This is a genomic window from Runella sp. R0.1_18, from assembly GCF_057652155.1.
Window position 1 is genome coordinate 23,615 of record NZ_JBYFCK010000023.1, and the last position, 17,244, is coordinate 40,858.

Genomic DNA, 17,244 nt, shown 5'->3' on the forward strand with positions numbered 1-17,244 from the left:
TTTTACAACTTTATTAGAGAGAGTAAAGATAGTACGGCTAATTGATAACATTCTCTTAATTTCTCCTGTTTTATTTTTGGCACAGATAAAAACGTTCACGATAGGACAATGTCTATCCTAAAACGTATTAAATCCACATCCGTAACTTCTTGTTTAACTTAACAATTTCTATGAAAAACAAATTTATTCCCATTGCTGCGTTCTTGTTATTTATTGTTTTCTCCATTCAAGCCCAAGAATTAAAGTTCCGTTCCGACAGTACATTCCGCATTGTTCAGTTTACCGACCTTCACTACAAGGCAGGGGCCGAACCTTCTAAAAAATCTATTTCTATGATGCGTACCACGCTCGACGAGCAAAAACCTGATTTGGTGGTTTTTACTGGCGACGTAGTGGTGAGCGCTCCTACCAAACAAGGCTGGGACGAGGTGCTTGAAGTTGTGATTTCGCGCAAAATTCCTTACATCGTTACGTTGGGGAATCACGATGACGAAAGCGAAATGAATCGTGCGGAAGTAGCTACGTATGTTTCGACCAAACCGTATCTTCTGAACAAAATTCCGTCGATTCCAGGGGTAGATGGCTACTTAAATGCGGCGATTAATGTTAAGGGAAAATCAGGGGCCAATGCTGCTATTCTTTACGCGATGGATTCGCACGCGTATTCAAAAATAAAGAGAGTGGACGGCTACGGCTGGTTTAATCATAATCAAGTAGATTGGTTTCGGAAAACCAGTGCTAAGTTCAAAGAATCTCAGAAAGATACCCTGCCCGCCTTGGCCTTTTTCCATATTCCGTTGCCTGAGTACCGAATGGCGTTTGACAACATCAAGAATCGCCGTCGTGGTGTACGCTATGAAAATGAGTGCCCGCCAAATATCAACTCAGGGATGTTTACTGCAATGGTGGAATCGGGGGACGTGTTAGGAACCTTCGTAGGGCACGACCACGTCAATGATTATTTGGTGGAATATTACGGAATTGCGTTGACTTACGGTTGTTTCTCAGGAAGTGAAAACACCTATTTACGCACCAAAAATGGCGCTCGTATCATCGAATTAAAAGAAGGCAAAAAACAATTTTCCACCTTCATTCGGGAGTTTGACGGAGCTATTTTGTACCCCATCACGTTTCCATTTGCGACAAAAAAATAGAAGACGAGATACCAGTGACGAATGGAGTGTTATGAGCACTTTTGGGCTACAACACCCCATTCTTTTTATTTAGCCTTGCGCGAAAAGCCTACGACTTTGTAGAGCTTCCCGTCGGCTTTGGTGAAAACGTACATTTCATTGTCTAAACCAATACCGATATGCGGATCGGGTTTGGCGGGAGAAAGCAATTGAAAAAAGTCCGTAGGCTGGTTGTCAATCAAAAGCTCAATTTCTTGAATATGAGCTTCTTTTCCTTGAATAAATTGCGCATTTTCTGCCAAGAAAACCCGCCCGTTGTTGATGTCAGTAAATACATACTTGCCTTGTAAATCAGGGTTAGCTTTGCCTTGATACACAAACCCTCCCGCAATGGCTTTGCCTTCGTCGTGGTCGTACTGCATGATAGGGTACGTGTATTTTTGCGGAGGTTCGTTGGCAGGTAGTGGAAATACTTTATCCATTCGTCCGCGCGGATTAATAACAAACGTTCCTTCGCGGTCGGGCCAGCCATAATCTGCAGCAGCCTTCCCAAGGTTTAGCTCTTCGATATTGGTTTGTCCAATGTCGGTAATGAGCATTTTTCCATCGGGGCTCCACGTGATACGGTTGGGGTTGCGAAACCCTCGGCAAAATACCTCCTTGACCGTGGTTGAAGACCTGGCATTAGCAAAAGGATTACTTTCGGGAATACCATAACGACCGTTTCGGCTATTTTTTCCGAGAGGGTCAATGCGCAAGACAGAACTCCAAGCCCCGTTGGTGCTATTACAAATCTGAGGGAAACCATTTTCGGAAGCGCCGCCATCGCCGATGCCAATGTACATCAAACCGTATTCGTTATCCCCAGCTTTAGCCAGCGGGTTAAAAGTAATTTCCTGCATTCCGTGAATGGGTGAAACCATGTTGATGCGAAACAACTCACGCCCTTTTACTGAAAAAGGAATCGTGCCCGTATTGGCAATTTTCCACTCCGTAACCACCCATTGCAACGTGACTTTGATGGAATCAGCATAACGAAAATCGGCCAAAGCACTGTTTGCTTTTTCGGTATGAGTTGTATATAACAAGCCATTTTGGTAAAAATCAGGATGAAAAGCATAACTTCCTAAGCCTGTTGCTAAGCCAGGCGACGAAATAAAATGAGGTCGTTCTTTACGAATATCGAAAGCGACATTCCACTGATTATTAATAAGTTCATATATTATTCCTTGCAAATCAGAGACAAAAACACGGTCTTTCTCACCTTTCAGAACAAGCATTTTGTTGATACGTGCCAATGGAGCTTTGAGGCCTGTAGCAGGAGCGGTTGAGAGGTAGCGAAGGTGCATTTGCCAGCCTTCCTTTTTGATTTTTGCGGGAAGGGGGTCTAACACGGCTCCCACCGCTTCTTTGTCGCGGGCTAATTCTTTTTGATTTTTATGAATAAAAGCCAAAATAGCCTCAATTTCAGCTCCTCTGAGTTGAGTGAAGGGAGGCATAACTTGTTTATATTCCTCAAAAAGTTTGGTTAAACGCGCGTCCCCGCTGGCAAGCACTTCAGGGGCATTATGGATGACTTTTTTCAACCAATCGGCAGGTAACTCAGTGGTGGCTCGTTCCAAACTTGGTCCTATTCCTTTTTGGAGAAAATTGTGGCAAGTGGAGCAATTGGCCTGAAAAAGTTGCTGTCCTTTGGCCAGTATTTTGGCGTCATTAGAGTACGAATTTTGGGCAGAAACATTCCAGTGGCTCAGCGAAAAAACAAAAAACAGCCAATAAAAACACTTTTTAAAAAAGGGTGTAAGGGGTTTTTGAAGCATATCGTGAACAGATTTCCTTAAAAAGGAATCAGGGGGTAGGTGGATACTCAACTAGATAAAATTAGGCTTCTGAAAGAGATAGGTAGGAAGGGCAAAAAAATTAGCTTCGTTTTTCTAAAAATTTTATTCCAACAATCAAATTTTGTAATTTTACCATGAAAAACCAAAATCAAATTTTTGATTTTCATGGTAATACATAGGGATATTGAAGCGATTTTATTAGAATATTTAGATATTTTTCCAGCTGTAGGCATTGTGGGGCCTCGACAGATTGGGAAAACAACTTTGGCGAAAAATCTAAGTAAATACCGAAGAGTTCACTACTTAGACTTAGAGTCAGCCGCTGACCGTCAAAAATTGTCTGACCCTATGTTATACTTGTCTAATCACGCAGATAAACTCGTGATTTTAGATGAAATTCAGCAAATGCCAGAATTATTTGCTGAATTGCGAGGTATCATTGACCGAGATAGAAGAACTGGGCGGTTTGTTTTGTTAGGTTCAGCATCTCCCGAACTTATCAGAAAAAGCGCCGACTCTCTAGCTGGTCGGATTGGCTACATCGAATTAGCCTCACTGCTTTTGAGTGAAGTTGGGATTGAAAACGAACATAAACTCTGGTTACAAGGTGGTTTCCCCTTATCATACCTGGCAAGTTCTGAACGGAGTAGCTTGGTATGGCGAAAAAATTTCATAAAAACCTACATAGAAAAAGACCTAGCCTCGTTGGGCCTCAGTGCTGAGTCTAAGGTAATCGAACGTTTTTGGAGAATGCTAGCAAGCTGCCACGCGAATCTTTGGAACGCTGAAAGTATAAGTAGGTCGATGGGGCTTACCGCTCCAACTATTAACCGCTATTTAGATTTTATGGAAGGCGCCTTTCTAATCAGACGCTTGCCGTCGTATTTTGTAAATATCCCAAAACGATTGGTAAAATCTCCTAAAATTTATCTTAGAGATAGTGGCATTTTGCATACATTCAAAGAAATCTCAAATTTTGGACAGTTGTTTGATGACCCGCAAATTGGGGCATCTTGGGAAGGCTTTGTAATCGAACAAATTATTTTAGCAGTTCAAGACAGAGCGCAGGCATTTTTTTATCGTACCCAGCAAGGTGCCGAATGTGATCTAATTTTAGAGCGGAACAATACAGTGGTAGCTGCAATAGAAATTAAATATAGTTCAGCCCCTTCCATTAGTAAAGGATTCAGAATCACACTACAAGATACCAAATCACAACAGGGGTTTATCATTGCCCAGACTGATGAAAGCTACCAAGTAGAATCGACTATTTTCGTTTGCTCATTAAAAACATTTTTGAACGATTTTTTGCCGACATTACTAGGCTAATCAATTAAACAGCATTTTGAGTACTAAGGAGAAAGGCTTGTGTTTTTCATTGGCGGTAAAAACTCTCTCACCTCTACTTATAGCAGTATGAAACGTTTACTTTACGTACTTGCTTTGTTTCTCTGGCTAACAAGCCATGGACAAAAAGAAAAATCCCTAGATTCGACGGTTCAAATCGTCATAAACCCCAGTATTACGTACCAAACCATTGAGCATTTTGGAGCCTCCGATGCCTGGTCTTGTCAGTTTGTGGGGCAATGGCCCGATGCCAAACGCAATGCCATCGCCGATTTGTTATTTAGCCGTGAAGTATCACCCAACGGACAACCCAAAGGCATTGGACTTTCCCTTTGGCGCTTCAACCTTGGAGCTGGAACGGCCGAACAAGGCGCCAACAGCGGTATCAAAGACGAATGGCGACGGGCAGAGTCGTTTTTACGGCCCGACGGTACGTATGATTGGGACAAACAAGCAGGCCAACGCTGGTTTCTTGAAGCAGCCAAGCAACGAGGTGTGCCCTATTTTTTGGCTTTTCCTAACAGCCCTCCCGTTTCATTTACAACCAACGGTAAAGGTTTTGCTACCAATAAAATCCCTAACCTTGCCCCCGAACGATACGAAGACTTTGCGGCTTTTATGGCTCAAAGCCTAAAAGGCATTCAAGCAAAAACGGGGGTAAGTTTCAACTACATTAGCCCTGTCAACGAACCCCAATGGGATTGGAGCGACGGAGGGCAAGAAGGAACCCCCTTTTATAACCAACAAATAGCGGGCATTTGCCATGCTCTGAACAAAGCTTTGGTAGCCGCCAAGTTATCGACCCAAATCAACGTTGCTGAGGCGGGCCAACTGGAGTTTTTGTATTCTGAATATGGTCGTACGGGCAAAGGCAATCAAATTCAGGCATTTTTTGACAAAAATTCGCCCGATTATCTTGGTGATTTGTCACAACTGACGCGTGCTATTTCGGGGCATAGTTACTTTACGTCTTCGCCCTATGCCAAGGCAGTCAGCGTTCGGAAACAGGTACTTGCCGAGCTGAACAAGCAGCAGAATTTGCGGTACTGGATGTCGGAATATTGCATTTTGGGAGATAACGGCGGCGAAATCAATGGCCCAGGAAAAGACCTTGGCATTACTTCTGCGTTGTACGTGGCAAAACTGATTCATAACGACTTGACCAATGCCAACGCTACGGCTTGGCACTGGTGGCTGGCTATCTCGCCCTACAATTACAAAGATGGATTGATTTATATCGACAAAAACAAAACCGATGGCGACTTCCAACCTTCCAAAATGCTGTGGGCGTTGGGTAATTACTGCCGTTTTATCCGCCCAGGGGCGGTTCGAGTGGATGTGACATTAAGCCAAACCAACCAAGCGTTGTACGTATCATCTTACAAAAATACCGATGGGCGATTGGTCACAGTACTTGTCAATCCAAGTGATATTCCAGTCGCTATACAACCTACTGTCACGTCCCCAAAGCGAACCCGTTGGGAAGCATTTACAACTTCCGAAAAAGAAGATTTGAGTCCAACCTCTCTTTCTTCAAAATTAGTGATCATCAAAGGGAAAAGCATTGTTACGTTGGTAGAAAAGTAGGTGCTTTACTGATTATTGGGGGGTTAAAATAAGCTACCACCCCACATAAACTCGGAAAAACCGCTTTCGGGGCGGTGACGTCCAATAAGTTGACAGTCAGTTAACGACAATAGTTTTGCCCGTTCAATGAGTGTTTTGAGGTCGTGAGCTGTACAGGTTTCTTTGACTTCAATAGCGGTTTTTCCGTTTAAAATAAAATCAATTTCTGAGCCTGCACTTTTTTCAAAGTACTGAACTTTCCCCAGGTGCCGTAGTTGATTTGCGATTTTATTTTCAAAGATTGCCCCACTACTTACCTGCCCACATACCTGTAGTAAGCCCGTATCGGAAAAATACATTTTAGGCTGCTTACTTATTTCTTTATCAATTCCAGTGGTTAGGGGAGAAATGGTTTGAATAAAATAAGTGTATTCGAGCAGGTGCAAATAATCCTTGATTTTATGGCGATTAAGCCCCGTTAGGCTTGCCAGTTTGGTATAATCTACGCGGCTCCCAACCCGATTAGCCAACAATAAAATAAGCTTGTACAGGCTATCGCTTACCGAAAAATCGGATAAAAGTTTGATGTCTAACTCAATATAAGCATTTAGAATGTCTTTGAGGTATTCTGTTTTGTCTTTAGGGTCGTTTGCGAGTACTACTTCAGGAAAGCCCCCATAGCGGATAAACTCTTCGTAAAATCCCGACCACAAATCAAAGTAAGTGGATAAAAAAAGTTGTTGTTTTTCAGGCTGTAAACGTGCGGTGTCAATGCCTTTAAACGCCATAAATTCTTCAAAGTCAAGGGGCCACATTTCAAAAATTTGTTTTCGCCCTGCCAAACTTTCCGAAAAGTGGTTTTTGAGGTAAAACGAACTTGAGCCTGTAACCAAAAACTTAATATCGTAGGTATCGTATAGGCTTTTTATGACGCTTGTGCTATTAGGAACGAGTTGAATCTCATCAAGTGCCAAAACGGCGGGTTGTTGTAGATTGAGTCCCAATGCCACCAAACCTCTCTCAATGTCATTATACGATTGTTGATTAAATAAAACCCTGTTTTCGATGCGTTCAAAATCCAGATATAACGTGTTTTTGTGAGCCACTTGGTTGAGTAAATACCGTAAAGCCGTGGATTTTCCTACCCGCCTCATCCCCGTAATTACGGTAACTTGCCGCTTAGGTAAGTGTTCTGTTAATGGTAAAAATGATTTTCTTTTGTACATATATTCAGAATTTATGTACAAAAATATAACAAATATTCTAAGTTAAAATTATTCGGAATAAAGAAAGGCGATAGGAAAATGTAAGAATGAAATTAAGACGGAAAATAAAAAAATACCCCAAAAAAAAGAGAATGCAACAAATTGGACACCGTTTGTCCGATTTGTTCTAACAGCTAATCCATTGAAATAACGTGTTTTGCAAAGTATATTATGATTACTTCGTAAAACGTATGAAAACGAACCTTTACCCTTTTTTTATCGCCAAAAATAACTGTAGCCTATTGCGTTTTTGTGCCATTCTGCTCGGTTTTGCGTTAATTTTTATTCAACCAGTGGTAGCACAAATCACGATTTCCGAAGACTTTGATTACGGAACGACTTCGGGAAACCTAACCAGTCAAAATGGTGGAACTGGTTTTGCAGCAGCATGGTCAGGGGGCACGGGAGCCTATACTGCCACGGGCCTAACTTTCGGAGGCTTAACAAACACAGGGGGGGCAATGATTGTTGCAAGTGGTTTGGACGCCCGTCGGCAAATTACGACGGGGTTTGATGCCGCAGGACCTGTTTCAGGAAGTTTTTTATTCAAGCTAAATGCAGCGCCCGCTAGTTCGTCGGTATTGATGGTGGGGCTAGGAACGAATGCTTCAACCAACAACCAAAATCACTATCTAGGATTTCTCCCTGCCAACGATGGACAATTGGGTAAACCTGCCCTTGGAGTCAGAGGAACAGGTATCTCAGCCATGACAGGCGGAGCCGCATTGACCACAGGAACCACCTACCTATACGCCTTTTCTTACGACAACGGTTCGACGTCCGCGTGGATTCTGTCGTTGGCACAGTACAACAATTTTTTTAATGGTACTACGCTCGACCAAGCAGCCATGAATACCGCTACGATAGGTTCGGCTGCAACAAACGTAACAGGCAAAGTTACCATTGCCACCAATGCCTCGAACCTAACGACGATGAATTATCTTTTTTCTTACTATTTTAGCAATGGCAGCTTAACCGTTGATCGTATTCGAATGTCAGGAACGGCAGCATTGGGAGGGCTTGGTAGTGCCGCAACCACCTACACCTTCAATGGTACTACCAGCACTGATTGGGCAACGGCTTCCAATTGGAGCGGTGGAGTGGTACCCACTTCGGCTAATTTGGTAGGCGGTGATGCCGTTGTGATTGCGTCCAATTGTACCATTACTGGTGGAACTATTTCTTTCCCATCGGGTACTTCGTTGACTATCAATGCCTCGACTACCTTCACAATGACCAGCACACCGACCATTACCATTCAGTCGGGAGCAACAATTACCATTGATGGCACTTTAACAGCCAACAATGGTACCTTAAACAACGCAGGTACCATGACTACCGCCGCAGCGGGTAACTTCTCCAATCCAAGTGGCAGTTTTAATAATTCAGGAACGTTCAATCATAGTGGTACGAGTACCTCTACCTATGGCGGTTTTACAAACACGGGGACAATCAATAACTCAGGAACTTTGATTAGTAGTCAATACATCAATGTTCAAAATAATGGTACGTTTACAAACAACAGTGGTGGAACAGTTCAATTCAACGGATTCTTCAATGCTGCTAACAAGACCGTCACCAACAATGGGTCAATGGCAGCAGCGTTGGATAATGCTGGAACATTCATCAACAATAATACCTTTAGTTTTAGCTACCTCGGTGTATCAAACCGTTCAGGAGCCACGCTGACCAATAGCACAGGAGCTACAATGGCGCTTGGCTTGTTGACTTTTTCAAACAGCGGCACTTTCAATAACAACGGTACGTATTCAATGACGCAAGGAAGTGGTTTGGCGAGTTTCGCGAATACATCAACAGGTACAATCACAAATACTGGAACGATGACGATAGGGACGTCTGTGCCTGCGACGAATGCTGGAACAATCACCAATCAAGCATCATCGACTTTTACTAATAATGGCACCTTGAGTGGTGCAGGTACGTTTACCAATAATGGTACGTATAAAGGTTCGGGTACTTTCTCGGGAAGTTTGTTTACCAACCCCAATGGAAGTTTTGTGGCACCAGGAAATTCACCTGGCTGTCATACCTTTTCCAACGGTTATACCAACAGCGGGACTCTTCAAATTGAATTGGGAGGAACTACTGTTTGTACTCAATACGACCGTCTGAACATCACAGGTACGGCAACCCTTGGGGGAACCCTCGACGTTTCTCTTATCAATAGCTACACGGGTAGCAATGGCCACCAACTCACTATCATAAATGCCACCACTTTGTCGGGGACTTTTTCGACGGTTAACCTTCCTGCCAATTGGTACATCAACTATAACCTGCCGTCGGCTGGACAAGTGACCTTGTCGTACAATGCCCCCATTACTGTTGGTGCGGCTCTATCTTTTGACGGATCAAACGATTATGTAAGTGCACCTGATGCCAATGTCCTTGACCTTGGGGCAAGCCTTACCCTTGAAGCTTGGGTTAAACCAGCCAGTTTTAATTCATATAACATCATCATTGACAAACGCACCAATACAGATGCAACTGCCAATTATGGCCTAACATTGACCAATGGCAAACCGATGTTTTATTTTTGGATAAACTCCAGTGATAGTCGCTTTCACACGGCTCCAAGTGCTATTTCTTTGAACACATGGAGCCATATTGCAGCCACTTACGACGGCGCAAAAGTAAAACTATACGTCAATGGAGTGCTGGTCTATTCGCAAGCAGAGACGGTGGTGCCTACCCCTACAAATCAACCGTTGAGTATCGGTAGAAACCCCAGCACGCTTCAATACTTTAACGGTGCGATTGATGAAGTACGTATTTGGAATACCGCCCGTACTTGTGCCCAGATTAGCCAACAATACAACTGTGAATTAGTCGGCAATGAAAGCGGGCTTGTCGCTTATTATAAATTCAACCAAGGAGCAGCTGATAGTAATAACTCCTCTATTTCAAGCCTGACAGACGCCACTGCTAACAGCAATCATGGAACTTTTAACAATTTTGCGCTTAGCGGTAGCACCTCAAATTTCATAGCTACAGGCGGTGTCACAACGGGTACGAGCTGCACGACGGTTATTGCCTCTGAAATTGATTTACAGGGCGGAGCACCTCTGGTTTCTATCCCTAGTGGAGACACAAGTCCCGCCACTGTCGATGGAACTGATTTAGGCAATGTTCTGGTAAATGGGTCATTGACTCGCACTTTTACGATTTTAAATACAGGAAATAATGCGTTGACTATCAATGATATTACCTCCAACAATACCAAGTTTACTATAAGTAATAAACCCACCTCGGTGGCGGCTAATGGCACTGCGACCTTTGATGTACTATTTAATCCCACGGCAACAGGGGTACAAAACGCAACCATCTCTGTTACCAACAATGATTGTGACGAAAGCCCCTACACTTTTATCGTGACTGGTACTGGGGCTAGTGCAGGAGCAGCCCTTGATTTTGATGGAACCGACGATTACGTGAGTTTTCCAACGACAGGAATGCCCTCAACGGCAGGAACGATTTCTTTTTGGATGAATGCAGCAACTTCTCAAACAGTAGGTGTTCCTGTAATTGTCGAGCTTGGCACTGAAAACGTAGCTATTTTTCTTTACGATAATGGGACAAAAATCTTCTTTAGAGCGGGCTGGACAGGCAATCAGTTTTCGGTGCCTTTTTCAGGTCTAGGCACTTGGAAGCACATTGCAATGACATGGGAAGGCGACGGGCAGCCCATAAAAGGGTACGTAGATGGAGTATTGGTGGGCTCCATCACGATGTCAGGCAGTACTAGTTTTGGTACGATGGGCTATTTGGGGAGAAGTTCGCTTTATGGTAACGGAAGTACCAACTTTAAAGGTGCATTGGACGATATTCGATTCTACAATCGTGCACTCTGCATAGAAGAGATCAGCCAATTAAAAGGATGCGAAGTAGCAACATCATTGGCCAATCTACAAGTGTACTTCAAGTGCAACCAAGGGGCTGCCGCTTCGGATAACTCAAGCATTACTGCTCTTACCGACGACGCTACTCAAATAGGAGGAGCCAACGATGGTACTCTTACCTCATTCACCCTCGACGGAAGCACTTCAAACTTCATCGGTTCGGGTGGGGTAGTTACTGGCACAAATTGCCCTGCGGTAGTCGCTCCCGAAATTAACATGCAGGGTGGTTCGCCTTTGGCTTCTATTCTGAACGGTAGTACATCAACTTCAACGATTAACCATACTGATTTTGGCAGTATGAGCATCAACGGTTCTTTGGGTCGGACGTTCACCATTCAAAATACGGGCAATGATGTTCTAACCATCACTGGCATTACATCTAATAATTCTACGTTTGTGGTAAGCAATGTGCCTGCAACGGTCGCGATCAATGGCTCAGCTACGTTTACCGTGACCTTTACGCCCACGGCCACAGGAGCCCAAAATGCCATCATTACACTGCTAAATAATGATTGTGATGAGGCCAACTACAATTTCAACATTTCTGGCACAGGAAGTTGCATAGCTCCGTCTTTTACAAATTGCCCTAGTAACCAAACTGTAAGCACAACGACTGGAGCATGTAACGCGACGGTCAATTATACCGCAACGGCCTTGGGTACTCCTACCCCTACAATCTCGTACGTTTTTGCAGGAGCCACCATTGGTAGCGGTAGTGGAACGGGTAGCGGAGCCATTTTTAATAAAGGAATCACGATAATAACGCTCACAGCCACCAATGGCTGCGGAGATGACGCAACCTGCACCTTTACTGTAACTGTCAACGATGCAGAAGTTCCTGTACTTAGTTGTCCTTCCAATCAAACACTGACAACAGCTTCGGGAGGCTGTGCTGCCGATTATACCATTGCAGACCCATTATCGGATAACTGTTCTGGAGCCACTTGGGGGTATACGTTGAGTGGAGCAACCGTCAGAACCACAAGCGGAATCACTGACGGAACAAACAGCGGGGCGATTAGCTTTAATATCGGAACTACCACAGTCACATTGACGGCAACTGATGGGACAAATTCGGCCACTAGCTGTTCCTTTACGGTGACGGTAAATGCTCCTGAGATAAATGTGAAAGGAAAGGGGCAGGATATAGCTGATGGTACAACAGGTACGTCGGAGTCGAACGATACGAATTTGGGAACTACTTCAGGAGTGGCAATTGCAAAAACCTTTATGATTCAAAATACAGGAACAGCTCCGTTAGCAATCAGTACCATCACAAGCAGTAATGCAAGATTCAAGGTAGGAAGCCTGAGTTCGCCAAGCCCCCTTTCCGCAGGTAGTTCTGCTACTTTTACAGTTACTTTTTTATCTAACTCAGTTACTACCCAAACCGCCGTCATTTCGATTATAAACGATGATTGTAATGAATCAACGTACGATTTTGAAGTATCAGCGACAAGTACCTCGGTCAATGCCAATGCCCTACATTTTGACGGAGGCGATGACCTCATTGAAGTTCCTATGTCAATCCCATTGTTTGGTACAAATTCAACCACTGTTGAGTTTTGGGCAAAAGGGGCTCCTAATTTCTCATTTCCCATCAATTTTACTGGGGCAGGAACGACTATAGTTTGGGGCCCAACGCTGGCACTAGCTGTTTACGGCGACAATTCGTATTTTACGGGTTATCCCATTGAGGATTGCTGGCACCATTATGCGTTTACTTACAACGGGGCAACGAGCACTGTGTACGCCTATGTAGATGGCTTACCAACTCCAACGGCCAGCTTTCAGGGCAATTTCCCCACCGTTAGTACAAATATATGGTTAGGTTCACGGGCAGGCAGTTATCCCTGGAATGGAACCATGGATGAGCTACGTATTTGGAATGTTCAACGAACGCAAGCGCAAATACAAGCCAATTTATTCAATGAGTTGGCGGGGAATGAAAGTGGATTAATTGCCTACTATAACTTCAACCAGGGAATTGCTGGGGGTGATAATACTGGAAATTCCACACTTTTGGATGCTCAAACCAATGGTACTGCCAGAAATGGAACCATGACAGGGTTTGTGCTTAATGGAACTGACTCCAATTGGATTGCTTCTGGTGGGATGCAGCATTATCCCGAAATCGACATTCAAGGAAATACCACCTCGATTGTCGATGGTGACACCTCCCCTACTGACACCGACCATACAAGCTTTGGTGATGTATTTATTGGCAATTCGCTCGTTCGAACTTTTACTATCAAAAACACAGGAACCAAAGAGTTGGCAATTTCTTCCATCGGAAGTTCAAATTCTTTATTTACGGTGGGAAGTTTGAGTACCGCCAGCCCATTAGCGGTAAACGCATCTGCTACTTTTACCGTTACCTTTACCCCTACTGCCACTGGAGCTCAATCAGCAACCATCACGGTCAACAACGACGACTGTAACGAAGCAGTGTACGATTTCGCGGTTTCAGGTTCGAGCTCATGTGCCGCTACCGCTACCATTAGTGGGACAAATTCAGCTATTTGTGCGGGTAACGATGCTGTTTTTACCCTCACAGGGACTAGCGGCGCGGTTATTACGTACAACATCAACGGTGGTTCCAATGCTACCACCACCCTCACGGGAGGCACTGCGACTGTGACAGTTTCGGGTGTTACTGCGAACCAAACGCTCAACTTGGTATCAGTCAATGGCGGTAGTTGTACGTTGAATCTTTCGGCCTCGGCTACGGTCACTGTTAAATCCCTGCCCTCGATTAACGTTTCTGGAACGACGGTCTGCGTCGGTGGTACGCTAACATTATTGCCTAACACTGACGGGGCTTGGATAAGCAGCGATGAGTCTAAAGCCTCTGTCACAAATGCAGGGCTGGTATCAGCAATTGCGAGTGGAAATGCTAAATTTTCGTTTACCGAAACGGCAACAGGATGTAGTAGCACTACCCCTACTATCACAGTGAATACATTACCCACATCGGTGGTCAGTGGTGGCGGAACGGTTTGCTCCACCGAACCACTTCCTAATGTTTCTATTGCTTTAACTGAGACTGGCCCATGGGATTTAGTTTATTCAAACGGAACAACATCCACGTCGAGAACGGGCATTACAAGCAGCCCTTACACCATTGTGGGCGCAACGGCAGGGACATATACAGTCACGAGCGTAAGCGATGCCAATTGTACAGCGACTTCCATTAGTGGTTCGGCGCTGGTAAAGGTCAATCCAATGCCTACTTTAGTGGCAGGGGCGGCCACTTCGCCAACCTCTTGCGCGGGTACGAACGGAAAAATTGCCTTTACTACAACTAATTTACCTGATGGCGATTACCAGCTTACCTACACAGGAACAGGAAGTCCTAAAACAATAACTGTTTTGTCCAATAAGTTTACGTTAGGTGGATTAAGCACTGGCGCATACAGTGGTTTTTCAATCGCAAACAATAATTGTACAGGTGTTGAGTCGGCCGTCCAAATGCTTACCGACCCCAATCCCCCAACAATTACCCTCGGGGCTATTCCTGCCATTTGTGCGGGTGCAACTTCATTTATCATTCCGTACACGGCAACTACTTTTTCGCCTGTTACTTATTCGGTTTCTGGAGTAGGAATTGTGGCAGCAACTAACCAAAGTTTAACGTCTGGAACTATTTCAGTCCAACTATCGGCTCCTGCATCAGGAAATTCAATAAGTTTTACCTTGACGGTTAAAAACGGAAATCAATGCGTTTCCCTCCCACTTTCAGGAGTGGTTGTCGTTCGTCCACTTCCAACTGCTAGTATCCAAGGAACAACAATTGTCTGCCTCAATGCTCCTATGCCCGTTATTCAATTTACGGGGGCTTCGGCCTCAGTACCCTATACGTTTGCTTATAAGTTAAACGGAGGGGCTACTCAAACCATAACTACTCAAAGTAGCAACACGGCCAGCATTAATGCTGCAACTACCCAAGCAGGAGTGTTTACGTATACACTAGTGAGTATCAGCGATAACTTTGGCTGTAGTCAAAGCCAAAGTGGGATTGTAACAGTTACGGTTCTAACTAAGCCAACTATTTTTCTCACCACTCAACAAGTCATTGTTAATGAAGGAAATATCCAAACGTTTTGTGATATTGATGCAAACCCAGTTAATAGTTTGCAATTTTCAGTTTTCAATTCATGTGTTGTAGGCTCCCCTGTTTGGCGAACTCAAGTGGGTAACGGTGCATGGAGTGACTGGTCATCTATTGTCCCTGTTTCTCAAGTATCCAACAACCAATCCTACCGTTACCAAGCAGCCTGTGACCCTGATTGTGCCATTACCTATACCGAACCTTTGTCTGTAACGATAAATTATCGAGCAAGTACACCGCAAAATGTGTCGTTGTTAGCCAACGGGGTTACAGTTTTACCAGGTGAATCAAAAACGATTTGTAGTACTGAGGGTAGTTTGTTAAGCTTTAACGGCTCTTGCGGGGTAGGTGAAGTTCTTCTTTACTCTGTAGATGGGGGTAATTATGGCTCAGTTATTCCTACGGCATTATTCGACAACCAAACGCATAATTATCGTGTTCGTTGTCGTAAATCGGATGGTACCTCTTCTTGTGTTGAAACAGATTCGGGAGTGATGAGCCTAAAAATGTCAGCTGTCCCTTTGGCACCAACAATTAGCATTACTCCCGAAAATGGATGCGGTACCCCGATGGCTTTTTCGGGAACATCTTCTTGTGGAAACTTTAAGACAGTTTGGTACAATGCCTCAACAAACGTAGCATTGCCTAATTTGCCACAAACTACTCCTACTGAAACCATGTCGTTTTATGCCCGTTGTCAGTCGGAAACGGGTTGTTTAAGCGAGAAAAGTAACGTGGCAACGTACGCAATTATCCCTGTCATTACTCCTCCCCTAGTTACATCCAGTGCCGATATCGTTTGCACAGGAGTTGAAGTAACATTGACGGCCAACTGCCCAAGTGGAAGTAGTACGGTTTGGAACACGGGTATAGAAGGCAACAGTTTTAAAGTGTCTTTTGCCAACATAACGACTCAGGCTTACTGGGCCTACTGTAAAGCACCCAATGGGTGTCAAAGCCCAGCAAGTAAGCCTAAATCCGTTACATGGAAAGGTTTTGAAGTCACATTGATAAACATCGGTCAAAGCAAATCCGCGATTAAAACCAATGACCGTACCGCATGGATTAGTCAATTTATAACTCCAGATAATGGTCCAGCACTGGAATTGAGTAGCCAAACAAACCCAACACTGTTTTATTCAGAATTCTTGAACAAAATTGCACCTAGATATTGGACAATTTATGTCGATGCGTGCGCCTTTGGAACCAGTGGTTCTTTGACCTTTGATATGCTGGTAACACCAGAAACAGGGGTTCCTCAATCGTTTAATACGCACGAAAATAATGCGCCCTATTTTATGTATGCCAACCGAGACGGTTTTACCGAATTGTATGCTCAAAATCATCCAGCCTACGGCTTTTTTACGGACAATGGCAATGGAGGAAATGCCTATGACGCGGGACTACCCAAAGGCTTATATAAACTGAGTATTCGGTATTGGGATCAGAAAGGCTGGGGAAGTATATTCCCCTCGACCCGCAAACCACAAGGGAATGTACTCGCCTATCAAGAGTATTGGTTTAGAATCCAATCGAGAGAGGGCGTAGGTGTCGGCGCTGCAAGGTCATCAAATGACAAATTGGTAAGTGATTCGGACAACGGACAACGCATAACCGATAATGATGCCTTCGCTTCGGTTTTCCCTAACCCCGTTTCGAATGTTTTACGATTAAAAGTACAAAATAGTAAAAGCCAAAAAGTGCAAGCTACATTAAACGATGCGCTGGGGCGCGAGGTCTTCACCCGAAGCTTTGTCCCTCAAACCCATTCGCACCAAGAAGATTTTGCAGTGGGCGCATTGCAAAGCGGGGTCTATTTTTTTAACGTAAAGAAAGAAGCAAAAGAAGTAATTCTCAAGGTGATAAAAGTACCTTGATTCAAAATACGATAACGTAATTATTTTGACCCCTATGACTAGAACGGCACCAATACTTTTTGGTGTCGTTTTTATTTGTGGAGAGAGTTGTAAGAAAAAAATGTGTTTTTATGTCCAGTTTTTTATGTATTGGGCCTTATTCCTCCCCTCTGTTCTTTTTCACTTGGGTAGGAAGTTCCCTCCTACC

The 17,244-nt window shown here is 44.1% G+C and carries 6 protein-coding genes; 4 read left to right on the plus strand and 2 right to left on the minus strand.

From position 1 onward, the window contains the following. Positions 1 to 170: 170 nt before the first annotated feature. Entirely contained in the window at positions 171 to 1,154 is a 984-nt protein-coding gene (locus tag AC23P2_RS26485; RefSeq protein ID WP_487775985.1) for a metallophosphoesterase family protein, read from the plus strand. 65 nt (positions 1,155 to 1,219) lie between these two features. On the opposite strand, the gene AC23P2_RS26490 is transcribed toward AC23P2_RS26485, so the two are convergent. Further along, positions 1,220 to 2,953, minus strand: coding sequence for a PQQ-dependent sugar dehydrogenase (locus AC23P2_RS26490; protein ID WP_487775986.1), 1,734 nt, complete (start codon positions 2,951 to 2,953; stop codon positions 1,220 to 1,222). A 186-nt stretch (positions 2,954 to 3,139) separates the two neighbouring features. Here AC23P2_RS26490 and AC23P2_RS26495 point away from each other — a divergent pair, with 186 nt between their 5' ends. Both AC23P2_RS26495 and AC23P2_RS26500 read left to right on the plus strand, forming a co-directional pair. Continuing rightward, the gene (locus AC23P2_RS26495) at positions 3,140 to 4,303 is read left to right on the plus strand and encodes an ATP-binding protein (protein ID WP_487775987.1); all 1,164 of its coding nucleotides are present in this window, start codon (positions 3,140 to 3,142) and stop codon (positions 4,301 to 4,303) included. 87 nt (positions 4,304 to 4,390) lie between these two features. After that, the gene (locus AC23P2_RS26500) at positions 4,391 to 5,908 is read left to right on the plus strand and encodes a glycoside hydrolase (protein WP_487775988.1); all 1,518 of its coding nucleotides are present in this window, start codon (positions 4,391 to 4,393) and stop codon (positions 5,906 to 5,908) included. A gap of 23 nt (positions 5,909 to 5,931) precedes the next feature. Here the strand turns inward: AC23P2_RS26500 and AC23P2_RS26505 are convergent, their stop codons facing one another. Continuing rightward, on the minus strand, positions 5,932 to 7,113 hold the full coding sequence (locus AC23P2_RS26505) for an ATP-binding protein (RefSeq protein ID WP_487775989.1): 1,182 nt from the start codon (positions 7,111 to 7,113) through the stop codon (positions 5,932 to 5,934). A 230-nt stretch (positions 7,114 to 7,343) separates the two neighbouring features. Here AC23P2_RS26505 and AC23P2_RS26510 point away from each other — a divergent pair, with 230 nt between their 5' ends. Continuing rightward, the gene (locus AC23P2_RS26510) at positions 7,344 to 17,057 is read left to right on the plus strand and encodes a LamG-like jellyroll fold domain-containing protein (protein ID WP_487775990.1); all 9,714 of its coding nucleotides are present in this window, start codon (positions 7,344 to 7,346) and stop codon (positions 17,055 to 17,057) included. The last annotated feature ends 187 nt before the right edge of the window (positions 17,058 to 17,244 follow it).